Raw genomic sequence first — 23,058 nt, forward strand, 5'->3', positions numbered from 1 at the left:
AAGAACTAGCGGGGATCATCCAAGTCTGAATGATCTGTCGGTTGCGGCGTCACCGTTAAAACGGTCACTCCGTCCGGTGCGTGGAATCGATGCCAGCAACCTTGCGGAACCACCGTCATCATTCCGACACCTAGATCAAGCACATCCTCAGATCCATCCGACAGGATCGTCAGGCGCGCAGTCCCTTTAAGAATATGCACAAGCTCATCACCCCCGCTATGGCGTTCCCATGGGCTTGTCCCATCGAAACTACCCGTAAAGACAGCGCCATTATTCATGGGCGCGAGCGTGGCAAATGCCGCACTGGCCTCCTCTTCTGACGTTTCCGGACTGCGGCAGCTGAGCGGTGTTAGCGTGCTGAGCACAGCGTTTATATCTACTGCTTTCGGCAATTTATTCTCCCTCGCAATATACGCATATCAATATTTTGATCTGAACCACCAACTGCGCCCATTATTTCTTAAATATTAAATTTGGATAGATCGGCTTTAAGAAATATTAGGAAATTATCGTTAATTTCCCTTTGAAAGTAACATAGTTAATCGGAAATCAGAGTTAAATTTGGGCAGATGTCGAAATATTATAATTTCAGAAATCTCGATATCATTTTTGTTGACGACAACAAAAATATGCACAGCCTGTTAAAAAGCCTGCTGCTTGCAATGAATGTCGTTAATTCGAGGGGATGCTATACGTCCGAAGAATGCTTTAAGTGCATGCTGGAGGATGCCCCGGATATTGTCATAACCGATATGTCGCTTAATCCGGAGAACGGCATTGATCTTATCCGCCGCATACGGCAGGGAGAAATGGGTGTGGATCGCTATACCCCAATTCTGGTATTGTCGGGACAGACCAGTCTGAAACATGTGATCTCGGCCCGCGATGCCGGCGCGACAGAATTTCTGGCAAAACCTGTCTCGGTCGGCTCGCTGCATGACCGTTTGGTCTGGATGATTGAGAACCCCCGCCCCTTTATCAAGGCATCTACATACTTAGGCCCCGACCGTCGGCGTGCGATGCGCGGATATGAGGGTATGGAACGGCGGCAGTAGTATGAAAAAAAAGACGATAAATAGTGATTTCAAAGTGCGAAAAGGTGACCAATGACGAAAATTGTCAAAATGGAGGGATATGAAATTCATCATCCCGTGTCCGACCTGAAGCGCAAGGCAAGCAAAGGCGAAGGACTGTCGCTCAAGGAAATTGAAAAACGCGTCGCAAAAAAGATGGGCGCGCTTGAAGAGGAATTCCTGAGCGGCGTTCCCCCTGTCATCAAAGCTATAGAAGACGCGCTTGGCCGCCTCGAAAAAGGACAAGGCGGTATTGTCGAACAAAAAGAAATCTTCCGTCAAGGTCACGATTTGAAGGGCATGGGGGGATCATTCGGATATCCGATTATGGGAACTATCGGGTCCGCGATCTGTCAGCTCTCGAATGACGAAATTGAGACAAAAAACATGATACTGCCCCTTATCCGGGTTCATCTTGATCTGTTGATTTACGTTAATGCCCATCAGATCAAGGACGACACGGATCCAAAGGCTGCACCAATCCTCGCGGCCCTTGAAAACGCCAAAACCAGATAGCCCATCCGGTAATGTTACGCGTCCGGAACAGGGGATGTGTAGTTCAGGCCAAGCCGGCCGCCATCCGCATAAACAATTTGGCCGGTAATGTAAGAGCTGTCTTCGGACGCGAGAAACAAGGCAACCTTGGCAATCTCTTCCGGCGTTCCGGCCCGCCCCATGGGAGTCCGGGAAAGAACGCCCTTTCGCGCTTCCTCATCCTCCATCACCTTCTCCAGCATTTCGGTTGCAATCGATCCGGGGCCGACACCGTTCACACGAACACCTCTCTGGGCAAGCGCAACGGCCATCACCCGCGTGAGCTGGTTCAATCCGCCCTTGGAAACGTTGTACGGAAGGATACTGGGAATGTTAAGGATGGCGTTGATCGACGACATGTTAATAATGCTACCGCCCGCTTCCTGATCGACCATAACCTTACCGGCCGCCTGGCTCAGTAGAAACGCTCCCTTAAGATTGACCCCAAGGACCGCATCGAAGTCCTCTTCCGAGATTTCAAGCACATCACCCGTCCGAAGAATGCCAGCGTTATTGACAAGAATATCAAGATGGCCCTGTTCCTTGACAACATCAGTAACAAGCCGGACGCAGGCCTCTTTTTGCGAGATATCGCAGGTCTTGCTGATAGCCGTATCGCCAAGCTTTTTCGCGGCGGTGGCCACTGCACCCCCATTGACATCGGCAAGGTAGACAATTGCACCTTCGCGCACGAACAGCTCGGCAACTCCGAACCCGATACCCTGCGCTGCACCGGTTACAATCGCAACTTTGTTTTTTAACCGCATTGGTATCTCCCTTTTTTATTTTACCGGGTAGCCAGCCTTTGTGAGAACTTCGGTAATTTCCGTCAGAATTGCCGGATCATCGATTGTCGCAGGAGCATTATAAGGCTCCCCATCCGCGATTTTTCGCATGACGGCGCGCAAAATCTTGCCTGAACGTGTTTTTGGAAGGCGTTTCACCACCAGTGCAATCTTGAACGCGGCAACCGGCCCAATTTTTTCCCGAACCAGCGCAACCAGTTCTTTCTGTATCTCTTCTTCCGGGCGGTTTACTCCCGCATTCAGAACAACAAATCCCACGGGCACCTGACCTTTTAACTGGTCCTGGACCCCCATAACGGCGCTCTCGGCCACATCAGGATGACCGGCCAGCACTTCTTCCATTCCGCCAGTTGAAAGCCTGTGGCCCGCAACATTGATAATATCGTCAGTTCGCGCCATGATGAAAAGATAACCGTCTTCATCAATATAGCCAGCATCGCCAGTCTTGTAGTAACCCGGGATATCCGCCATATAGGAGCGGACGAAGCCCTCGTCATTCTGCCAGAGCGTCGGAAGCGAGCCCGGCGGCAACGGCAATTTCACGGCAATTACCCCAATATCGCCCCGCGCCATTTCCGTCTTGCCGTCCTTTTCATCTATGATTCGGATATCATAGCCCGGCACCGGCAGGGTCGGGCTGCCAAGCTTCACAGGCTTCATACCGTAACCCATGCAATTTGCCCCGATGGCCCAGCCTGTCTCCGTCTGCCACCAGTGATCGATGACAGGAACCTGAAGCTGCTCCTGCGCCCAGATAATCGTGTCCGGATCCGCTCGCTCCCCGGCGAGGAACAGGGTAACAAACTGACTAAGGTCATAATCGGTAATCAGCTTGCCTTCAGGGTCCTGCTGACGAATGGCACGGAAAGCCGTGGGGGCCGTAAAGAGAGCCTTGACCTTATGATCCTGTATAACCCGCCAGAACACCCCGGCATCCGGTGTGCCGACCGGCTTGCCCTCATAAAGAATTGTCGTACAGCCATGCAACAGCGGGGCATAGACAATATAGGAATGGCCGACGACCCAGCCAACATCAGATGCAGCCCAGAACACATCTCCGGGATTTATGTCATAGACATGTTTCATTGACCAGCGAAGCGCGACAGCATGCCCCCCGTTATCGCGTACAACTCCCTTCGGAATGCCCGTCGTGCCGGAGGTATAGAGGATATAGAGCGGATCCGTTGCGGCAACCGGCACGCAGGATGCAGGCTCGGCTGTCGCCGCCAGCTCCTGCCAATCGCAATCGCGTTCTTCAGACAGATCAGCCTCGCATTCAGGGCGCTGCAGAACGATACAGCTTGATGGCTTATGGGTGGAAAGATTGATGGCATCATCAATCAACGGCTTGTAGGCGATGGTCCGTCCCGGCTCCAGGCCGCAGGACGCCGCAACGATTGCGACAGGCTTGGCGTCATCAATACGCGTTGCCAGTTCTTTCGGAGCAAAGCCGCCAAAAACTACGGAATGAATGGCGCCGATACGGGCACATGCCAGCATGGCAACCGCGGCTTCCGGAACCATCGGCATATAGATCAGGACCCTGTCACCCTTTTTGATACCGCGAGAGGCAAGCGCGCCAGCAAAGCGGGCGACGATATCCGTGAATTCGCGATAGGTAAATTTAACAACCTGCCCGGTCATCGGGCTGTCATAGATCAGAGCGTCCTGGTCTCCGCGGCCTTCCTCGACATGCCGGTCGAGACAATTATAACAGGTGTTCATTTCCGCGCCTTCGAACCAACGATAAAAAGGCGGATTGTCGGAATTCAGGACACGATCCCATGGTTTGCTCCAGCTAATTCCTTCAGCGACCTTACCCCAAAAAGCCTCCGGATCTTTCAATGATTGCTGATAATCCTGTTCATAGCTGGTCATATCCGACTTCCCTGACTGTTTTTTTACTTGTTGTTAGAAAAACAACGGTCAGCCTCCGTTGTCAACAGAAACTACCGGGACAAACTGCCACATTCCGAGGCTTTAGATAAAAAAGAAACCCGCCAGGTTGCGCCGGCGGGTTTCTGTTTGTTGTACTAAACTTCAGTCGTTAGAAGATGACTTGAATAACTCGTTAAGGTCCTGCGCGGAAGTTGACTTCTGCTTGTCCTCCTCCTTTTTTCTGGCTGAGGATTTACCGAAAACCGCTTCCGCTTCCGCGCGCGGATCATATGCCTCTTCTTTCTCGACCTGCTGCTTTTTCAATTCATACGGCGTCAAAGGCACAGCTGCAGCCTCCGCTGCGACAGCAGCAGCCACCTCCTCCATCAACTTGCCGCGATCTTCATCCTTACGGCGATGGGCAGATTTCTGCACGGCTTCATCCAACTCCAACTGCGTACAGATACCAAGGCTGACTGGATCCCGTGGCCGGATATTCTGTGCGTTCCAATGGGTACGGTCGCGCACGGCATTGATTGTAGTTTTCGTCGTGCCAACCAGTTTCGAAATTTGCGCATCCGTCAGTTCGGGATGAAACTTCACAAGCCAGGAAATGGCATCTGGACGATCACCGCGACGGGATACAGGTGTATACCGGCCTCCGCGTCGGCGGGGCTGCGGGACGTCACCGGCAGGATCACTGATAACGAGCCGTGCCGACGGGTCCTGCTGACAACGGTCAATCTCTTCCATCGTCAGCTGTCCGTTGGCGACCGGGTCGAGCCCGACGATCCCAACGGCGACCTCACCATCAGCAATTCCCTGAACCTCAAGGGAATGCAGGCCGCAAAATTCAGCGATCTGCGCAAAGGACAATGACGTGTTATCAATCAGCCAAACGGCTGTCGCCTTCGGCAGTAGGGGCGTTACCATAAAGTCTCCTTTTTCGGGCCTCATTGACATAGTTCGGGCCCAAACTCGATTCTTGTATGTATATGGCGAAAAATGCCCCCAAAGTCCACACCTAAACCGTCAAAACGATTTTCCCGATATGAGCGGAATCATCAATACGACGATGGGCTGCTGCTGCCTCCGCCAAGGGGAATGTGCTGTCCATCACCGGCTTGACCGTTCCCGCCGACAGAAGCGGCCATACTTTCGCTTCCAGTCGCGATCCGATATCCGCTTTTGCCTGCACGGACTGAGGGCGAAGCGTGGATCCGGTTATCGTCAATCGCTTCAGCATCATGGCCGCAAAATTGACCTTCACCTCTGCCCCGCCGAGAAAAGCGATGTAAACCAGTCGCCCCTCCACAGCCAGCGCCGAAATATTACGCTGAATATAATCGCCGCCGACCATATCGAGGATGAGGTTAACCCCTTTGCCGCCGGTCATTTCCTTGACCACCTCGACAAAGTCCTCGGTCCGATAGTTGATGCCTCTCTCTGCGCCGAGCTTTTCGACTGCACGGCATTTTTCATCCGTGGAGGCTGTTGTAAAAACCCGTGCCCCGAATGCTTTTGCGAGCTGAATGGCCGTTGTTCCGATGCCGCTCGCTCCGCCATGCACAAGAAACGATTCACCGCCCGTCAGATGCCCCCGGTCAAACACATTCGTCCAGACTGTGAAGAAAGTTTCCGGCAAGGCTGCCGCCTGAACAAGGTCAAATCCTTTTGGAATATCAAGACATTGGGCTTCCGGCGCAACACAATATTCGGCGTAGCCGCCACCCGCTAAGAGAGCGCATAGCTGATCGCCAACCTTATATTTGGTCACCCCTGAACCTGCCGCGGCAACGGTTCCCGAGACCTCAAGGCCCGGAATATCGGAAGCGCCAGGCGGTGGTGCGTAGCCGCCTTTTCGTTGCAGGACGTCTGGCCTGTTAACGCCCGCAGCCGCAACTTTGATCAGCACTTCATCATGACCCGGTTCCGGCACCGGACGCGTGGCGAGCACCAGTCCTTCCGGCCCGCCGAACTCCTTGATTTCGATCGCAGTCATTGTCTTTGGCAGGCTTGTCATATTATTCTCCATGCATCTCAACCCTTCCATTACGCGCTTGGACAGGATTGACAAGGTTTATTATTCTAGTTGCAAATCCAGCATAGCATATTGAGGAAATGAGCAATGACAAGCGATGATGATGACAAACCCGTCATGGGAAGCGGCCCGGTGAATTTCGATACCATGTCAATCTCGGACCTTGAAGAATATATTGTGTCCCTGACGGAAGAAATCGAAAGAACAAAGCAGGTTATTTCTAAAAAGAAATCGGCCCAGAATGCCGCGGCAACCTTCTTCAAGAGTTAGCATTAAATTTCACAACCTGATGCGGCGCGGCGCGAATCAGTAGAATATTTATATAAAAAATGACGAAAATGCTAAAAATTTGTATATTCATTAATTGTAATTTAAGATTTGACCTTTAAGTTAAATGCTGCAGCCCAACTTGGACTGCATTTGGCTGGAATCCTTGTTCCAGCCTCTATGACGCCTCCCTGTTGACTTGGGCCGCCTTCTTCAAGGCGGCTCTTTTTTTGCACTGCACCTAAAACTCTACCCTCTTTCGTTTAATAAATCAGCAACATAGCCTCTTGACTCTTGCACGAAATCGGCGTTTTAATTCGCTCCATCAGAGGCAAGTCTGACAGGTTGAGGCAAAAAAGAGGGGGCGCCCTATGTGGCAGCCCCCTTAATAATTTATACTACTTCCAGAGTCCTTACAGATGCCCGATGCGGGGCGGCCCGCCCTTTGACGCCTGACTGGGACCAAAGGCCTTATCGAGAATGCTTGTACTGTCTTCCGCCAGTAAAATGGCATCCGTCAGGGAATTGAGAATCCGCATATTATTAGCGAGGACGGCTTTGGCCTCGACCCGCTGATCGTCGGTAATCAACGCACAGCGCTCAAGTATGTCTTTTCGCAACATACCAAGTACGTCTTCCAACTTCTTGCCCGCCGGATTGTCTTCAGTTACCAAATAATGGGTCACATTCATGCCCTCCTAACCAGAAACTTGACGCTATACTAGCGGTTTTTTGGTTAATTTTTTGATAACCCGGCCATCCCGGAACCCATCACAAATTTCGCGCCCGCTCCCGCAGGACGAACTTCTGCACTTTCCCTGTGGAGGTTTTCGGCAACTCTTCAAACACGACCGTCTTCGGGCATTTATAGTGAGCCATATTATCGCGGCAGAACTGAATCAGCTCTGCTTCCGTTGCCGCTTTACCCTCCCGCAGCATGACGAAAGCACAAGGCGTTTCTCCCCATTTGTCATCCGGACGGGCAACGACGGCAACTTCCAGCACAGCAGGGTGCTTGTAGAGGGTTCCTTCCACCTCGATTGTCGAGATGTTCTCCCCGCCTGAGATGATGATATCCTTTGAGCGGTCCCTGAGTTCGACATATCCGTCTTCATGGACGACACCAAGATCACCGGAATGGAACCAGCCACCCTTGAATGATGCCTGCGTAGTTTTCGCGTTCTTCAGATACCCCTTCATGATCAGGTTACCCCGCAACATTACCTCGCCCATGGTATTGCCGTCCGCGGCGACCGGAGTCATAGTTTCAGGGTCCATGACCTCAAGCCCGGCCAGCGCATGATAGCGGACACCCTGACGTGCCTTAAGCGCCGCCCGATCTTCAACCGGTTTGTCATCCCAGTCCGCGTTCCAGTCACACAGAACAGCAGGGCCGTAGGTTTCGGTCAAGCCATACACATGAGTAACATCGAAACCCATCTCATCCATCTCCGCCAGAACCGTCGCAGGGGGCGGAGCCGCAGCGACCATGAACTTCACGCCCTTCGGAGCCTTTGCCTTGTCTTCGGCCGATGCATTGATCAGCATGGAAAGAATGATGGGCGCGCCGCACATGTGATCCACCTGGCATCTTCCCAATTCATGATATATCGCACCGGCCTCGACCTTGCGCAGGCAGACATGCGTGCCGCCTACGGCCGTTAGCGTCCAGGGAAAACACCATCCGTTGCAATGGAACATCGGCAGCGTCCAGAGATAAACTGGATGCTTGGGCAGGCTCCAGGACACGGCATTCCCCATGGCGGACAAATAAGCGCCCCGATGGTGGTAGACCACGCCTTTCGGATCTCCGGTCGTGCCGGATGTATAGTTCAGGGAAATCGCTGACCATTCATCTTCCGGCCCTTGCCACTCAAAATTCGGATCACCGCTCGCGATGAAGGCCTCATACTCTATCTCGCCGATCAACTCACCGCTCTGCGCAAGCGGATCATCGATATCGATGACAATCGGCTTCACCTTGGCAAGTGTTAAGGCCTCCTTAATGAGGGAGGAAAACTCCCGGTCCGTAAAAAGCAGCTTGCAGTCACCGTGATCGAGAATGAAGGCCAGCGCCGCTGCGTCCAGCCGGGTATTAAGGGCATTCAGCACCGCCCCGATCATTGGCACACCGTAATGCGCCTCCAACACCGCAGGAATATTCGGGGCCATGATGGCCACGGTATCACCGACCCCCAACCCGCGGGCCTTCAACGCACTCGCGAGTTGGCGGGACCTGTCATAAAATTCACGATAATTATAGGTGAGCTCACCATGCACAATGGCGGTCTTGTCCGGATAAACGGCTGCCGATCGCTCGAGAAATGTGAGGGGCGTCAACGGTTCATAGTTCGCGGGATTACGATCAAGATCAGTCTGATACGGATTTTTAGTCAAAAGAGTCTCCCAATCTTTTTCAAAAAATTAATCAATTAGCCAATGAGTTAATTGTCATTCCTGCGGATGCGCTCACGTTCCTTCTTTTGCACCGCCGAGGGTTACCGGCACACCAGGCAGGAATTTCGATACCCTAATCCCCAGAGATGTCTTCACATGCTCCACGTTTGGGGCGCCTGTCAATGCATGGGTGAGGAAATGCTGGTAGGTGTCCCAGTCTTTTGCCACAACCTTCAGGATGAAGTCATTTTCTCCAGCAAGCATGTAGCATTCCCGTACCAGCGGCCAGCTTTGCACAAGTTTTTCAAAGGCGGAAAGGTCGTTCTCAGCCTGGCTTTGAAGACCAACCAGCGCGAACACTGTAACGCCGAAGCCGAGATGCTCCGGGTTCAGCTGTGCATGATACCCTTCGATATATCCCGCCTCTTCAAGGGCGCGAACCCGCCTCAGGCACGGAGGGGCCGATATGCCGGCATTTTTTGCCAGTTCTACATTGGTGATACGCCCGTCTTCCTGCAGGTCATGCAAGATACGTCGATCGATTTCGTCCAGCTTTACGCGTTGCATTTATTTCCTCCGAACATTAATTGTACGCAATATTATTACAAAGATTGCGTTCCGCCAAGCCATAGAAGCAGGGACTATGCCAAAAGAGTAAGAAAATTACCCGGCGAGCCGCTAAATCACTTGACCCATACCAAAGCCGCAGCCTATGCCAGAAAAATAAATGTAAGTGCGGGGGAAAATCAAATGTCATGCTGGATCGTCACCGACGGCAGTGCAGGCATGGAAATTCAGGGAATCGGCCTTGCCGAGGCGCTGGGCCTTGAGTTTGACGTCAAACGAATTGTTACGAAAGCCCCATGGCGATGGTTGCCGCCGCAGTTCTGGATCAACCCTCTAGCCCATCTCGACAAAGCCGGTGATCTACTCCTTCCGCCCTGGCCCGATGTCCTAATAACGTGTGGACGGCAGTCTATCCCGGCGAGTCTGGCGATAAAAAAGGCAAATGGCGTCAAAACATCCACCATCCATATCCAGACTCCAAACTGCGATGCTTCGAAGTTTGATCTTGTCATCGTACCCGAGCATGACAAGCTACGTGGCAAAAACGTGCTGGTATGTGAAGGCGCGCTCGGTCGGATAACGCCGGAAAAGCTGCATGAGGCAGGCGAGAAATTCCGGGAAAAGGTCTCCCATCTTCCCTCGCCTCTCGTTACGGTCCTGATCGGGGGCAGCAATCGATGCTATGATATGACCGAGGATGTGATGAAGGATCTCGCGGCAAAACTGGAGCATCTTCATGAGGAAACAAAATGCAGCTTTCTCGTGACAACGTCCCGGCGCACGGGCGAAGCAAACGAACATATTCTCAAATCGGCACTCAGCAATGTCCCGCATCAGCTTTGGACGGGAGACGGCGAGAATCCCTATTTTGGATATCTGGCACTTGCCGATGCCCTTATTGTAACAGGTGATTCTGTCAATATGGTCTGTGAAGCCTGCGCTCTTGGCAAACCGGTTCATATTTTTGAACTGCCCGGCGGGAACGCCAAGTTCAATTATTTTCATAAACGTATGCGCGATAAAGGCTATACCCGCCCTTTTAAGGGCCACCTGGAACAATGGACATATCCGCCTCTCCTTGAAACACAAAAGGTTGCGGCTGAAGTCAGGGATATTCTTCAAGCGCGTCAAAAGTGACCGCAAAGCATCAGGCCGCACAACCGTTCCCGCAAAGTTGCGGACGCCCCTTGCATGGCCTCGTCGCACGTTATACATACAGCTATAACTTCAAAAGCACGGCAACATGATACCGGAGTTCGGCATGACGGATATTCATCACACGGACGTTTTAATTATCGGCTCCGGCCCGGCAGGCGACACAGCGGCCATATATGCGGCGCGTGCCTCGCTCGATCCGATTCTCGTGCATGGATTACAGCCTGGCGGACAGCTGACGATTACGACAGACGTTGAGAACTATCCGGGCTTTGCCGATCCCATTCAGGGACCCTGGCTGATGGAGCAGATGGAAGCTCAGGCCCGGAATGTCGGCACGCGCATTTTCAACGATTATATTGTCGATCTGGATGTCACCCAGCGCCCCTTCATTGCGACAGCTGATTCCGGAACGAGGTATATCGCGCAATCCGTGGTGATCGCGACCGGGGCGGCGGCGAAATGGCTCGGCCTCCCGTCCGAGCAGAAATATATGGGCTTTGGCGTTTCCGCCTGCGCCACCTGCGACGGTTTTTTCTACCGCGGCAAGGAAGTAATGGTCATTGGCGGCGGCAACACTGCCGTGGAAGAGGCAATTTATCTTACCAATCATGCCGATAAGGTGACGCTGGTCCATCGGCGGGATGAACTCCGGGCCGAAAAGATCCTCGTGGACCGCTTGATGAAAAACTCGAAGATTGAGGTCATCTGGGATCATGTTCTTGAGGAAATTATCGGGCAGGACGATCCGTTCGGCGTTACCGCCGCACGCCTGCGCCATGTAAAAACCGGAGAGACGCAGGAAGTATCCGTGCATGGTGTCTTTATTGCTATTGGTCACACACCGAATACGGAACTTGTCAAAGGCAAGCTCGATATGGATAGCGAGGGCTATCTGATCACGGCGCCTGACTCCACCGCGACCAATATCCCCGGCATCTTCGCCTGTGGCGATGTGCAGGACAAGATTTACCGTCAGGCGGTTACTGCGGCGGGCACCGGTTGCATGGCCGCGCTTGAAGCCGAAAAATACATTGCAGAACATGAAAGCGCCTCGGCCGAAGCCGCTGAGTAGAGAGGGACCGCAGGGTTTGGGCGAAGGCGCCTGAGTTCCGCAGCGGAGAAAACATGGATTGGGATAAACTGCGCATATTTCATGCGGTTGCAGAGGCTGGCAGTTTCACGCGCGCCGGAGAAACCCTGCATCTCAGCCAGTCCGCCATCAGCCGCCAGATCAGCGCCCTTGAAGAAAGCCTTCAGGTCGCCCTTTTCCACCGTCACGCCCGCGGACTGTTGTTGACAGAGCAAGGAGAGTTGCTGTTTCAAACCGCCCATGAAGTCTTTTCCAAACTGGCAATGACGGAAGCCCAGCTGATGGACGCGCATGAAAAGCCCTCGGGCGAGCTCCGGGTAACCGCAACCGTCGGGCTGGGCGCTAACTGGCTTACACCTCGCATTCGGGAATTTATCGAGCTCTATCCGGATATCACGGTCAATCTCATTCTGGCGGATCGGGAACTTGATCTTGGCATGCGGGAAGCCGATATCGCCATTCGCTTGCGCGCGCCGGTTCAGCCCGATCTTATTCAGCGTAAACTGATGACAGTCAATCATCATGTCTACGCGTCGCCGGATTACCTGAAAAAGTATGGTACGCCGACACGCCTGGAAGATATTGTTGACTGTAACCTTATTAGCTATGGCGATGAGGCGCCGTCGAACATTTCCAATGTTAACTGGCTGGTGAATGAACTCTCTAAGGTCGGACGTGAAAAGGAGCCCATATTCAAGGTCAACAACGTCTATGGCTTGCTGCTGGCGGTCCAAAGCGGCCTTGGGATAGCGAGCCTTCCTGACTATATTGTAGACGGCCATACAAATGTCGTTCGCATCCTGCCCGACGTCGGAGGCCCAACCTTCGATTCCTACTATGTCTATCCGGAAGAGCTGCGGAAATCCAAACGGGTGACGATTTTTCGGGATTTTCTGATCCAGAAAGTGGCTGAATACTCCTTTTAGCATTGTCTCCGTCAAGCCATGCAGGATAAGCATATTAGCATTGACGAAATTGATCTTTTCCGACGGCCCATATTTTTATAGAAAGACGGCGAACGATGTTGCATCGCAACACACGTTCCCGCAGAAATCTCTGATTTTTGCGGTATTGCAAAATTTCCTCCCTGATTTTTGCAATCCTATGTCTTCTTGACATATACCTCCCTGTTAGACTTGGCCGGCCTCTTTACTGAGGCCGGTCTTTTTTTGGCTATATTCTGTATCTAAATTTGAAAAATCTTATAAACCGCGATTCATGTTCCATTATTTAGCTATGCAATTTTTGCATATGTGCACTGCAATATTATTGGTGGAAACCGAGGCTGGAGTTAGCTATTTATAGACCATGGATGTTGCGTTGCAGCATTCAAAATATCAGCTCCCTGCTGATATCGATTACATGTATTCCTCCCAATCACATGTAATCTGTATTGTCGAAAGGCAATACCTCCCTGTTAGACTTAGCCGGCCTCTTCATTGAGGCCGGTCTTTTTTTTGCATGCCGTGACAACATGGCTGATATGCTTAATTGCGTCTTCTAAAACTTGAAAGCAACCCAATATTGAAGTTGTGAGGTGTTGAGCAAACATCACACGAATGCCGGATTCTTCCGGCAAGAAACGAGTGGGTCCCTCCCTATCCGCTTGTTTTGTTGCATCTTATCTTGGATGCACCTCCCTGTCAGAAATGCCAGCCATTTACTTGGCTGGCATTTTTGGTTTCAGGGGAAGGCTAATCGTGATGATGGCCGATCGGCCCTTCCTTGAACAGATAATCCTTTAGTTCGTGATCCAGGGTGGAATCCCGACGGCGAATCCATTCCAGCACCATTGCAGCGTGCTCTTTTTCCTCATCACGGTTATGTGCGAGAATCTTTTTCAGCTCCTCATCCTTGCACGCATCAACCCGTTGATTATACCAGTCAACGGCTTCCAGCTCCTCCATCAGCGACGTAATTGCCCGATGCATATCCCGTGTTTCATCAGAAAGTTCCTCGATTGGCTCGTGGTATCCTTCATTAGCCATTTAATACCGCCCTCCTTGGCGCATTGGAATGATTCCAGAAAGTTATCATTTTATAGATAGCAGAAGCTGAAACATTCGCAACCCGCCGGAGACGGAAATATCAAATATCTACATAAACAGCCTTTCGCCTTTCATGTCTTTATAGAGATCGGCGACATACTCACCATAACCGTTATAGATTTCCGTCGGGATTCTCTCCCCGGTTCCAATATCGCGCTCTGTCGCTTGGGACCAGCGCGGATGGGGGACCTCCGGATTCACATTTGCCCAAAAACCGTATTCCTCGTCGGCAAGGGCCTCCCAAAACGTCGTCGGTCGCTTATCCGTAAACGTAAAGCGGACAATGGACTTCACGTGCTTGAAACCGTATTTCCAAGGCACCGCAAGCCTTAGAGGCGCGCCATTCTGTTTCGGAACGGGCTTGCCATACAGGCCCGTCACGATGAACGAGAGATCATTCGTCGCCTCTTCTATCGTCAGACCGTCGGTATAGGGCCATGGGTACCAGAATTGCCGCTGACCCGGTGCAACCGACTTATCCTCGAAGGTTTGCATAACCAGATATTTTGCATTGGACGTCGGTGCTGCGAATTTTACAAGCTCCTTCAGGGGAAATCCGCTCCAGGGCACGATCATGGACCAGGCCTCTACGCAGCGATGGCGGTATAAGCGCTCCTCCAGCGGCATTTTTGCAAGAAGGTCGTCTACACCGATCTCCATCTCCTTTTCCACAAGACCGTCAATCTTGACTGTCCAGGGCCGGATTTTAAGCTCCTGCGCTGCGTTATAGATTTCCTTGTGCGACCCGAACTCATAGAAATTGTTGTAGGTCGTGGCGATTTTTTCCGGCGTCAGTTCCCGCATAATTTTATAGCGGTCATTGCGAGGCACCGGATAGAGATCGGCGCTTGGATCGGCCTCCTCCGCAAGAGCGGATTTGATGGCGGCCGACGATCCGATTGATGCAATCAGTCCGGCGCCCACCATTCCCTGCAGGATCTTCCGCCTGTTCAGATACACATCTTCCGAAGTAGCTCTCGATTCAGGGAGTACCCAGCCTTTTGGATTTCGAATTAGCACGCGCCCAGTTCCTCCTGCTTGGTTCATGTTACAGGAGATAATCGGGCGACGAAGCTTCAACTACAAGTCAACAGTCTGTGAGCAGTGTCCACAGGCCGCAGGTTCAGTTGCGATTCTGCAGTACCTTGTCCGCGTTCTGGCCGGTCAGTTCCTGCAGATGATCAAACTCGCTGCGGTAGGTCCCCACCCCGAGAGTTACGGACCGCAAATCGACGATCAGATCATGCACTTCGGATTCCGGAATCATCGCCACCAGCATATCCCAGCCATCCCAGCCGTCACGGGCATCAAATCCCAGAATCTGCCCCCGACGGCCGCTAACAATGCTGTTCACCCGCGATGTATGCTCCGACGGCATTGCGATTTCCACCTTGTAAATCGGCTCCAGCAATACCGGATCGCATTTCGGCATACCTTCGCTCATGGCGATCCGCGCGGCGGACCGGAATGAATTCTCCGAACTATCAACCGAGTGGAACTGCCCGTCGAACAAGGTCACGGAAACATCGACCACCGGAAACCCAAGCGGACCTTCCATCAGATATTCCTTCACCCCGTTTTCAACGGCAGGGATATATTGCTTGGGGACGGAGCCTCCGACAATTTTCTCCTCGAAATTAAATCCGGAGCCTCGCGGCAACGGCTTGATCTCAATATGCACATCCCCGAACTGCCCATGGCCGCCGCTTTGCTTTTTATATCGGGCATGCTGCTTCGCCGCCTTCCGGATAGCTTCCTTATAAGCAACTTTTGGCCGTCGTGATTTCACGCTAATTCCATATTTGTTGCGCATCCGGTCCAGAGCAACATTCAAATGAATCTCGCCCTGCCCCCACAACAGCAGTTCCTGCGTCTCCTGCTTATGTTCGGCCTTGAGCGAGTTGTCTTCTTCAAGGACCTTGGCCAGGGCCGCAGAGAGCTTGACCTCCTCATCCCGATTCTCCGGAACGAGGGCGATACTATAAACAGGCGCCAGCACCTGATCCTCCGGCATCGCGACCGTCTTGCCCTTCATTAGAATGTCGCCCGTCTGCACGTCATCAAGTCGGCCGAAGGCAACGATGTCTCCGGGCATGGCCTTGGTTATCTTCTCTGATTTCCCGCCTTGCAGCCGGTATAATCCGCCAATTCTTCCGGCGAAGAGGGTGTCGCCGTCGTTTATTTCTCCGGACCAGATGCGGCCGAGGGAGAGTTTGCCGCCTTGGGCGGACATATAGGTTTTGAGTATCTGCACAACCGGCTCTCCGGAGGTGGCATTAAAGCCGTTTCGCTCCGCTGCAACGGAAGCCTCCGGCACTTCATGACGTAAAGCCTTCAGGAGGCGACGTACACCGTTATCATTCTCAGCAGACCCCAGGAACACAGGCGTTACCAATCCTTCACGCAGGTCATTTTGCAGCAGCGCATAAATCTCCTCACGCTCCGGGTCAATATCCTCCAGCAGCTCTTCCATTAAATGATCGTCAAAGTCGGCAAGCTTTTCGAGCATCGCAAAACGTGAGGTCCCCTCCTCCTCCGCCATTTCCGGTGGAAGATCGATGATGCGCGACGCCTCTCCTTCCTTGTAGACATAGGCTCTTTCCGACGCGAGATCGACATAGCCGGTGATAATATCGTCCTTGAAAATCGGCACCTGCCGCAATACGAGCGCGCGATCAGCAACCGCCTGCAACGAGTTGAAAAGATCATGTACCAAGCCATGCGCTTTATCCATCTTGTTTACAAAGATAAAGGTTGGTAGCCCTTTCTCCTGTATACATTTAAGGAGTGGAGACAAGGTTAGCGCCCGCTCGCCATCCGGCTCACACACCACGACGGCCGCATCGACACCGGCAAGCGCGTTCTCGCTTTCCTGGAAGAATTCAACGGATCCGGGACAATCCAGAATGGTAAATTCATCGCCAAGATAGTTGGCATGTGCGGCGTTGACCTCGACGCTCATCTGACGCTCCCGCGCCTCCTTCGAACTGTCACCGCAGGAAGTCCCTGCCGGGACGCTACCTTTGCGGTCCGTCTCCTCACAAATATGCAGGATGGCTTCAAGAAGAGTTGTTTTACCGCTTGAATAGGGACCCACCAGCGCAACACTGCGAGGTCCCTTGGGTTTGTCTACGACCATAACATACCTCCCTGTTTGTTAGATTATTCTAATGTTCTTCCTCCAGGGCAACTCAAGCAAGAAGATTCTTGAAGTGCCGTCGGCAAGGCGCAGAAACGCAGGAGCGATTGGGAAAATTTTACGGCAGGCTCTGGCTCATAAAAAAAGGCGACCGAATCATCAGCCGCCTTTTCCAGTGAATTTATCTTTTATCTCAACTCAGGCTGGCACAAAACCGCTGAATACGTTCACAGGCCTCGGTCAGGGCCTCCGTCGACGTCGCATAAGAGACACGGAAATGCGGCGACAGTCCAAAGGCCTCTCCATGGACAACAGCGACACCTTCCCTCTCGAGCAGCTCGGAGATAAAATCGAAATCACTCGTGATCTCCTTCCCCTCCGGCGTTTTCTTGCCAATACACCCGGCGCAGGATGGATAGACATAAAAGGCCCCTTCCGGCACCTGGCAGCTGAGGCCTTTTGCCTGGTTCAGCATACCGACGACAAGATCACGGCGATCTTCAAAGACTTTCGCCCGCTCCGCAATAAAATCCTGTGGCCCGTTCAGCGCCTCAACTGCCGCATACTGGCTGATAGAGCAAGGATTGGACGTACTCTGCGACTGCACTTTCGCCATCGCCTTGATCAACTCCACCGGACCCCCGCCATAGCCGATGCGCCATCCCGTCATGGCATAGGATTTCGAAACCCCGTTCATGGTCAGCGTCCGGTCGTAAAGGGCAGGCTCGACCTGAGCCGGGGTGACAAATTTGAAGTCCCCATACACCAAATGCTCATACATATCGTCGGTCAATATCCAGACATGCGGATGGCGGACCAGAACATCCGTCAGCGCCTTCAATTCATCATGGCTGTACCCGGCACCTGACGGGTTTGACGGAGAGTTGAAAATCAGCCATTTGGTTTTTGGCGTAATGGCCGCCTCAAGATCAGCGGGCTGCATCTTGAAGTTGTTCTCCGCGGATGTCGGAATAAAAACCGGCTCCCCGCCGCCCAGCAGAACCATGTCCGGATAGGAGACCCAGTATGGCGCCGGAATAAGCACTTCATCGCCTGGATTCAGAGTGGCGATCAATGCATTATAGATGATCTGCTTGCCGCCAGTGCCGACCGTTATCTGGGACGGTTCATAATCGAGATCGTTGTCACGCTTGAATTTCGCACAAATTGCCTTTTTCAGCTCCGGAATGCCATCCACGGCCGTGTATTTCGTCTTGCCTTCGCTGATCGCACGGATTGCCGCTTCCTTTATGTTATCCGGCGTATCGAAATCCGGCTCCCCGGCTCCAAGACCAATAACATCGCGACCCGCCTGTTTGAGTTCCGCGGCCTTTGTAGTGACCGCAATGGTAACAGAAGGCTTAATACGACCCAGACTCTGCGCAACAATAGACATAACTTCGCATCTCTCTTTCCGCTTGGATAAAAACATGGCGCTTTCCCGCGCCTTCACGCATTAGCGTCTATAACGCTTATTGCCGTCACAAACCATTAGTTTTTCTTAAAAAGGCCCCGAAATACTGGAAGAACATCATTTCTATGTATCAGTATTCCCTTCCTCCGTACGCGCCTTAAAGCGACCGGAACTGACAGACGCCTCTTCCATAATCCATTCCCGGAAGGCCGCGATGCGAGGGCGATCCGCCGCTTCTTCAGGACTCACGATATAATAGGCGTGATCCGCCTGCATGGGCTGAATGTTAAATGGCTGGACAAGCCTTCCCGCCATAAGGTCATCCGCCGCAAGTGTACTGCGCCCGAGCGCCACCCCCTGCCCTTCCATCGCCGCCGTCAACAGCATGGAACTGTCATTGAAACTCGGTCCTTTCTTCGGATCAACTCCCGTAACGCCCGCCATCGCCAGCCAGGCCTGCCAGTCAATCCGCATATCATCATGCAGAAGGGTATGGTATTTCAGATCATCCGGGTGGCGCAGGGGATGCTTTCCTTCGAGAAGGCTTGGGCTGCACACCGGAAACATCAACTCCTCCGTCAAGAGTTTGTTGACGCGAAGACCCGGATAATGACCATGACCGTAGCGAATGACTACATCAACGTCTTCCCGATTAAAATCCGTCAGATGATCGGAGGCAGACAGCCTTACATCTATATCAGGATGCGCCTCCCGAAACCGGCTGAGACGCGGCAGCAGCCAGCGGGCCGCGAAAGACGGCAGTGTATCCACATGCAAAGCGCCAGAGGCATCCTGAAGCATTATCTTTTCCGTCGCCGCGCCAATTATTTCCAGACCGTTCCGTACCCCCATTACATAGTTCTGGCCCTCGTTCGTCAGAATCACGGCCCGGTTCAGCCGCTTGAACAGGGTTACTCCCAGCCAATCCTCCAATGCCTTGACCTGATGGCTAACGGCCGCAGGCGTCACAAACAGTTCCTCTGCTGCCTTAGAAAAACTTAAATGCCGCGCCGCTGCTTCAAAGCTACGTAACGCCTTTAACGGGGGAAAGCGCATTACACAATCCTGTTTCAGATTAGAAAAACTAAATCACTCTATTAGAATTTGTCGTTTGTAATCAAGTCAGAAAAAGAACAAATATGGCCTATCAGAACAACCGGTGCAGCCATATCGTCGGGCCGCGCAATTGAGTAAAGGAATAAGAAGATGGCAACAAAAGCAGTTATTAATGGTGGCAACATGCATCTCGCGCCCGTCAGCGGCTATGGCAGCAGCGCCGGGGTCATGAGGTCCGTCACAGCAATGATCCTTAAATGGCAGGAACGTGCAACAATGCGGTACAACCTGGCATCTCTGGATGAGGAATATTTGAATGACATGGGCCTTTCCTCCGCCCAGATTAAGACCGAAACCGGCAAAGCCTTCTGGCAGTCATAATGGTTTCAAAATACCGCCCGGAATAACGTCTGTCCTCCCCCATTCCTGTCCTCAGACGTCCGGGCGGGCACTTGCTCTCGCAAGATATCTTGCACATAAATTTGCATTTCCTGTCAGATTGAATTGGAAATTTCTTCGCGAGCGCCCTATAACCTCCTTATGCAGCTAAAGAACAAAAATGAAACATCAGGACTGGAAGACGCTTCGGCGGCATTCATTCCTCACCGCCCTGCGCGACCTGAAAAATCTGAAGGTGGCATCTCGTTCGAGGTGGTTTCAGAATATGAACCTGCGGGCGATCAGCCTGAAGCCATAGACGCTCTTGTCGACGGCATAAAACAGCATGAGAAGGATCAGGTTCTGCTCGGCGTGACCGGGTCGGGCAAAACCTTTACCATGGCAAAAGTCATCGAAAAGCTCCAACGGCCGACGCTTATCCTTGCCCATAACAAGACGCTCGCCGCGCAGCTTTATGGCGAGATGAAGGCGTTTTTCCCCAATAATGCGGTCGAGTATTTCGTCTCCTACTACGACTATTATCAGCCGGAAGCCTATGTCGCCCGGACGGATACCTATATCGAGAAGGACGCATCGGTGAATGAGCAGATTGATCGCCTGCGTCACTCAGCAACCCGCGCCCTGCTGGAGCGGGATGATGTCATTATTGTCGCCTCCGTCTCCTGTATCTATGGTATCGGCTCGGTCGAAACCTATAGTGAGATGACACTGGATTTGAAAGTCGGCAAGGATTTCGATCGTCAGTCCCTGCTTCGCAAGCTTGTCGAAATTCAGTACCGGCGTAATGATGCGAGCTTTACCCGCGGCACCTTTCGGGTGCGCGGCGATACAATTGAAATTTTCCCGGCCCATCTGGAAGATCGCGCCTGGCGTCTCTCGCTTTTCGGCGATGAGCTGGAGAGCATTACCGAGTTCGATCCGCTTACTGGGGAAAAAGCAGGTACTCTTTCTGAAGTGCGTGTATACGCAAACAGCCATTACGTGACGCCAAAGCCGACTCTGAAACAGGCTCAGGAACTGATCAAGCAGGAGCTCAAATCGCGGCTTGCCGAATTTGAGGCACAGAACAAGCTGCTCGAAGCGCAGCGGCTTGAACAACGTACAATGTTCGACCTTGAGATGATGGAGGCGACGGGCGCCTGCGCCGGAATTGAAAATTATTCACGCTATCTTTCGGGACGCGGCCCGGGGCAACCCCCGCCAACTCTGTTTGAGTATCTGCCCGACAATGCAATGCTGATGGTAGATGAGAGCCATGTCACGGTCAGCCAGATCGGCGCCATGTATAAAGGTGACTTTCGCCGAAAATCCACTTTGTCGGAATACGGGTTCCGACTGCCATCCTGCATGGATAACCGGCCGCTTAAGTTCGAGGAATGGGAAGCCATGCGACCGCAAACGGTCTTCGTCTCGGCAACACCCGGCCCTTGGGAGCTGGAGCGCACCGGCGGTGCCTTCGTTGAACAGGTTATCCGCCCGACGGGCCTGACCGACCCGGAATGTATCATCCGCCCTGTCGCACAGCAGGTGGACGACCTGATGCGCGAAAGCAAGCTTTGCGCCGCCAAGGGGGAGCGCGTCCTTGTCACGACGCTCACCAAGAAAATGGCGGAAGACCTGACGGAGTATTTTCATGAGAATGGCATAAAGGTCCGCTATCTTCATTCAGACATCGATACGCTTGAACGAATTGAGATAATCCGGGACCTTCGTTTAGGGACCTTTGACGTTCTGGTCGGTATCAACCTCTTGCGGGAAGGGCTGGATATTCCGGAATGCGCCCTCGTCGCCATTCTGGATGCGGATAAGGAAGGGTTTCTTCGGTCGTCCACATCACTAATTCAGACCATCGGCCGCGCCGCCCGAAATGTCGATGGCCGCGTTATTCTCTATGCGGACAAAGTGACGAACAGCATGCAATATGCGCTGGATGAAACAAAACGACGCAAGGACAAACAGGAAGCCTTTAATGCCGAGCATGGCATCACCCCCATGTCCGTGCGGAAAAACATCAGCGACATTATGCAAAGCGTTTATGAGCAGGATCATTATAATGTCGGCCTTGGTCTTGAAGAAACAAGCCATATGATCGGCCACAACCTTGAAGCCCATATCGAAGAGCTCGAGAAGAAAATGCGGACCGCTGCGGGAGATCTTGAGTTTGAAGAAGCTGCCCGCATCCGTGACGAAATCAAAAAGCTACAGGATCGGGAACTGGGCATTGGCGGCCCTAACAGCGGCCGCCCGCAAGGACGGTCTCGTAAAGGGCGCGCCGGTGGCGGTCATGTCTTAGGCGGCCGCTCCCGCTAAGGCGCCAACTTTAGTTTCCGCCCCCAATAAATCCGAACTGGCGGAAAATCTCCTGCCCGTCCGGCGAGAGCACAAAATCATAGAACAGGTTGGTTGAATGGTCGTCATTGTCTTTGATTTTTGCCATGCCATAAGAAATCGGTGGATAAGAATCAGCCGGAAAAACGGTTGCAAGGCTGATATTTTTACCAAGACGCATATCAGTCTCGTAAATGATGGCGAAGGGAACCTCGCCTCGCTCCACCAGAGCCAGCACAGCACGGACATTCGGCAACAGAACGAGCCGACTTTCCAGCTGATCCCACAAATTCAAGGACTGAAGCGCCGCCTTTGCATAGTTCCCTGCCGGGACATGCGCCGGATTTCCGATTGCCAGCCGCCCCTGCCCAAGAATGGACGGTAGTTTCTCAAGTTCGAAAGGGTCAGGAAACGGGGTCCCTTCCGGCACAACCAGAACCAGGTTGTTGGACGCAATCTTTGCCAGACTTTCCGCCCCAAGGAAGCCAGCCTGATCCAGATAATTAAGCCATTCCATATTGGCGGAAATCATTATATCCGCCGGGGCGCCTTCACTGATTTGCCGGGCCAGGGTTCCGCTGCCGGCGAAAGAGGGAATAACGGTAAATCCGGTGCGTTTCTCAAACTCCTTGGCAAGGGCTGACACGACATCAGTCGTACTGGCCGCGGCGAAGACAATCACGTCATTTTCCGCGGCCCTGACGGAACCGGTGAGAAGAATGACGAGTGCGACCGGCAACACGAGAGAACGCCAAAAGGTCCGAAAAATTCCCTGTCGCATCATCTCGCCACTCATACTTTTTCCGCCTATCCCGTGGAATCCCGCCTGACTATGTTATATCTAGCCATAGTTCATCTATTTT

The 23,058-nt window shown here is 52.7% G+C and carries 22 protein-coding genes; 8 read left to right on the top strand and 14 right to left on the bottom strand.

The window, feature by feature from the left end; genetic code table 11:
• Window positions 1–5: 5 nt before the first annotated feature.
• Complete coding sequence (locus tag AAC599_RS17790; RefSeq protein WP_340151752.1) at window positions 6–392, bottom strand: cupin domain-containing protein; 387 nt, start codon at window positions 390–392, stop codon at window positions 6–8.
• A 177-nt stretch (window positions 393–569) separates the two neighbouring features.
• Between AAC599_RS17790 and AAC599_RS17795 the strand changes: the two genes are divergently transcribed.
• Window positions 570–1,055, top strand: a complete 486-nt coding sequence (locus AAC599_RS17795) for a response regulator (RefSeq protein WP_340151753.1) — start codon at window positions 570–572, stop codon at window positions 1,053–1,055.
• 51 nt (window positions 1,056–1,106) lie between these two features.
• Entirely contained in the window at window positions 1,107–1,589 is a 483-nt protein-coding gene (locus AAC599_RS17800; RefSeq protein WP_340151754.1) for an Hpt domain-containing protein, read from the top strand.
• 14 nt (window positions 1,590–1,603) lie between these two features.
• Here AAC599_RS17800 and AAC599_RS17805 read toward each other — a convergent pair whose 3' ends face one another.
• The 4 genes from AAC599_RS17805 to AAC599_RS17820 form a co-directional block, all read right to left on the bottom strand.
• Entirely contained in the window at window positions 1,604–2,374 is a 771-nt protein-coding gene (locus AAC599_RS17805; protein ID WP_340151755.1) for an SDR family oxidoreductase, read from the bottom strand.
• A 15-nt stretch (window positions 2,375–2,389) separates the two neighbouring features.
• Complete coding sequence (locus AAC599_RS17810) at window positions 2,390–4,291, bottom strand: propionyl-CoA synthetase (RefSeq protein ID WP_340151756.1); 1,902 nt, start codon at window positions 4,289–4,291, stop codon at window positions 2,390–2,392.
• A 162-nt stretch (window positions 4,292–4,453) separates the two neighbouring features.
• A complete protein-coding gene (locus AAC599_RS17815) occupies window positions 4,454–5,224 on the bottom strand; it encodes a cell cycle transcriptional regulator TrcR (RefSeq protein ID WP_340151757.1) in 771 nt (256 codons plus the stop codon).
• 91 nt (window positions 5,225–5,315) lie between these two features.
• Entirely contained in the window at window positions 5,316–6,314 is a 999-nt protein-coding gene (locus tag AAC599_RS17820; protein WP_340151758.1) for an NAD(P)H-quinone oxidoreductase, read from the bottom strand.
• A gap of 105 nt (window positions 6,315–6,419) precedes the next feature.
• Between AAC599_RS17820 and AAC599_RS17825 the strand changes: the two genes are divergently transcribed.
• Window positions 6,420–6,602 (top strand): DUF1192 domain-containing protein, encoded by a 183-nt coding sequence (locus tag AAC599_RS17825; RefSeq protein ID WP_340151759.1) that lies wholly within the window; start codon window positions 6,420–6,422, stop codon window positions 6,600–6,602.
• 410 nt (window positions 6,603–7,012) lie between these two features.
• On the opposite strand, the gene AAC599_RS17830 is transcribed toward AAC599_RS17825, so the two are convergent.
• The 3 genes from AAC599_RS17830 to AAC599_RS17840 all read right to left on the bottom strand — a co-directional run bounded on the left by AAC599_RS17830 (window position 7,013) and on the right by AAC599_RS17840 (window position 9,563).
• Window positions 7,013–7,285 (bottom strand): hypothetical protein, encoded by a 273-nt coding sequence (locus tag AAC599_RS17830; protein ID WP_340151760.1) that lies wholly within the window; start codon window positions 7,283–7,285, stop codon window positions 7,013–7,015.
• An 85-nt stretch (window positions 7,286–7,370) separates the two neighbouring features.
• The gene (locus AAC599_RS17835) at window positions 7,371–8,996 is read right to left on the bottom strand and encodes an acyl-CoA synthetase (RefSeq protein ID WP_340151761.1); all 1,626 of its coding nucleotides are present in this window, start codon (window positions 8,994–8,996) and stop codon (window positions 7,371–7,373) included.
• A gap of 72 nt (window positions 8,997–9,068) precedes the next feature.
• Window positions 9,069–9,563 carry an Lrp/AsnC family transcriptional regulator gene (locus tag AAC599_RS17840; protein WP_340151762.1) on the bottom strand — a complete coding sequence of 165 codons (495 nt, stop codon included), beginning with the start codon at window positions 9,561–9,563 and terminating at the stop codon, window positions 9,069–9,071.
• Between the two features lie 183 nt (window positions 9,564–9,746).
• On the opposite strand from AAC599_RS17840, the gene AAC599_RS17845 reads away from it, so the two are divergent.
• From AAC599_RS17845 to AAC599_RS17855, 3 genes are all read left to right on the top strand, one after another.
• Window positions 9,747–10,700, top strand: coding sequence for a mitochondrial fission ELM1 family protein (locus tag AAC599_RS17845; protein WP_340151763.1), 954 nt, complete (start codon window positions 9,747–9,749; stop codon window positions 10,698–10,700).
• A 124-nt stretch (window positions 10,701–10,824) separates the two neighbouring features.
• Window positions 10,825–11,793, top strand: coding sequence for a thioredoxin-disulfide reductase (gene trxB, locus AAC599_RS17850; RefSeq protein ID WP_340151764.1), 969 nt, complete (start codon window positions 10,825–10,827; stop codon window positions 11,791–11,793).
• Between the two features lie 53 nt (window positions 11,794–11,846).
• Complete coding sequence (locus tag AAC599_RS17855; RefSeq protein ID WP_340151765.1) at window positions 11,847–12,737, top strand: LysR family transcriptional regulator; 891 nt, start codon at window positions 11,847–11,849, stop codon at window positions 12,735–12,737.
• 768 nt (window positions 12,738–13,505) lie between these two features.
• Here the strand turns inward: AAC599_RS17855 and AAC599_RS17860 are convergent.
• The 5 genes from AAC599_RS17860 to AAC599_RS17880 all read right to left on the bottom strand — a co-directional run bounded on the left by AAC599_RS17860 (window position 13,506) and on the right by AAC599_RS17880 (window position 19,468).
• Window positions 13,506–13,799 (bottom strand): ferritin-like domain-containing protein, encoded by a 294-nt coding sequence (locus AAC599_RS17860; RefSeq protein ID WP_293959041.1) that lies wholly within the window; start codon window positions 13,797–13,799, stop codon window positions 13,506–13,508.
• 108 nt (window positions 13,800–13,907) lie between these two features.
• Window positions 13,908–14,879: a protein-methionine-sulfoxide reductase catalytic subunit MsrP gene (gene msrP / locus AAC599_RS17865; RefSeq protein ID WP_340151766.1), complete on the bottom strand. Its 972-nt coding sequence runs from the start codon at window positions 14,877–14,879 to the stop codon at window positions 13,908–13,910.
• A gap of 103 nt (window positions 14,880–14,982) precedes the next feature.
• A complete protein-coding gene (locus AAC599_RS17870; protein ID WP_340151767.1) occupies window positions 14,983–16,998 on the bottom strand; it encodes an elongation factor G in 2,016 nt (671 codons plus the stop codon).
• Window positions 16,999–17,191: 193 nt separating this feature from the next.
• On the bottom strand, window positions 17,192–18,394 hold the full coding sequence (locus tag AAC599_RS17875; protein ID WP_340151768.1) for a pyridoxal phosphate-dependent aminotransferase: 1,203 nt from the start codon (window positions 18,392–18,394) through the stop codon (window positions 17,192–17,194).
• Window positions 18,395–18,535: 141 nt separating this feature from the next.
• Window positions 18,536–19,468 carry a transcriptional regulator GcvA gene (locus AAC599_RS17880; RefSeq protein WP_340151769.1) on the bottom strand — a complete coding sequence of 311 codons (933 nt, stop codon included), beginning with the start codon at window positions 19,466–19,468 and terminating at the stop codon, window positions 18,536–18,538.
• 150 nt (window positions 19,469–19,618) lie between these two features.
• On the opposite strand from AAC599_RS17880, the gene AAC599_RS17885 reads away from it, so the two are divergent.
• Together AAC599_RS17885 and uvrB are read left to right on the top strand one after the other, a co-directional pair.
• Window positions 19,619–19,849, top strand: coding sequence for a DUF1127 domain-containing protein (locus AAC599_RS17885; RefSeq protein WP_340151770.1), 231 nt, complete (start codon window positions 19,619–19,621; stop codon window positions 19,847–19,849).
• Between the two features lie 159 nt (window positions 19,850–20,008).
• Window positions 20,009–22,177: an excinuclease ABC subunit UvrB gene (uvrB, locus tag AAC599_RS17890; RefSeq protein ID WP_340151771.1), complete on the top strand. Its 2,169-nt coding sequence runs from the start codon at window positions 20,009–20,011 to the stop codon at window positions 22,175–22,177.
• Window positions 22,178–22,187: 10 nt separating this feature from the next.
• Here uvrB and modA read toward each other — a convergent pair whose 3' ends face one another.
• Window positions 22,188–22,991, bottom strand: coding sequence for a molybdate ABC transporter substrate-binding protein (gene modA / locus AAC599_RS17895; protein WP_340151772.1), 804 nt, complete (start codon window positions 22,989–22,991; stop codon window positions 22,188–22,190).
• Between the last annotated feature and the right edge of the window lie 67 nt (window positions 22,992–23,058).

Source organism: uncultured Sneathiella sp., assembly GCF_963976355.1.
In the GTDB taxonomy this organism is placed as follows: domain Bacteria; phylum Pseudomonadota; class Alphaproteobacteria; order Sneathiellales; family Sneathiellaceae; genus Sneathiella.

Coding starts and splice junctions, on each gene's coding strand:
- AAC599_RS17825 (WP_340151759.1), top strand. CDS start 6,420: ATGACAAGCGATGATGATGACAAACCCGTCATGGGAAGCGGCCCGGTG.
- uvrB (WP_340151771.1), top strand. CDS start 20,009: ATGCAGCTAAAGAACAAAAATGAAACATCAGGACTGGAAGACGCTTCG.
- AAC599_RS17805 (WP_340151755.1), bottom strand. CDS start 2,374: ATGCGGTTAAAAAACAAAGTTGCGATTGTAACCGGTGCAGCGCAGGGT.
- AAC599_RS17870 (WP_340151767.1), bottom strand. CDS start 16,998: ATGGTCGTAGACAAACCCAAGGGACCTCGCAGTGTTGCGCTGGTGGGT.
- AAC599_RS17815 (WP_340151757.1), bottom strand. CDS start 5,224: ATGGTAACGCCCCTACTGCCGAAGGCGACAGCCGTTTGGCTGATTGAT.
- modA (WP_340151772.1), bottom strand. CDS start 22,991: ATGAGTGGCGAGATGATGCGACAGGGAATTTTTCGGACCTTTTGGCGT.
- AAC599_RS17840 (WP_340151762.1), bottom strand. CDS start 9,563: ATGCAACGCGTAAAGCTGGACGAAATCGATCGACGTATCTTGCATGAC.
- AAC599_RS17855 (WP_340151765.1), top strand. CDS start 11,847: ATGGATTGGGATAAACTGCGCATATTTCATGCGGTTGCAGAGGCTGGC.
- AAC599_RS17885 (WP_340151770.1), top strand. CDS start 19,619: ATGGCAACAAAAGCAGTTATTAATGGTGGCAACATGCATCTCGCGCCC.
- AAC599_RS17800 (WP_340151754.1), top strand. CDS start 1,107: ATGACGAAAATTGTCAAAATGGAGGGATATGAAATTCATCATCCCGTG.
- AAC599_RS17820 (WP_340151758.1), bottom strand. CDS start 6,314: ATGACAAGCCTGCCAAAGACAATGACTGCGATCGAAATCAAGGAGTTC.
- AAC599_RS17810 (WP_340151756.1), bottom strand. CDS start 4,291: ATGACCAGCTATGAACAGGATTATCAGCAATCATTGAAAGATCCGGAG.
- trxB (WP_340151764.1), top strand. CDS start 10,825: ATGACGGATATTCATCACACGGACGTTTTAATTATCGGCTCCGGCCCG.
- AAC599_RS17845 (WP_340151763.1), top strand. CDS start 9,747: ATGTCATGCTGGATCGTCACCGACGGCAGTGCAGGCATGGAAATTCAG.
- AAC599_RS17880 (WP_340151769.1), bottom strand. CDS start 19,468: ATGCGCTTTCCCCCGTTAAAGGCGTTACGTAGCTTTGAAGCAGCGGCG.
- AAC599_RS17875 (WP_340151768.1), bottom strand. CDS start 18,394: ATGTCTATTGTTGCGCAGAGTCTGGGTCGTATTAAGCCTTCTGTTACC.
- AAC599_RS17795 (WP_340151753.1), top strand. CDS start 570: ATGTCGAAATATTATAATTTCAGAAATCTCGATATCATTTTTGTTGAC.
- AAC599_RS17860 (WP_293959041.1), bottom strand. CDS start 13,799: ATGGCTAATGAAGGATACCACGAGCCAATCGAGGAACTTTCTGATGAA.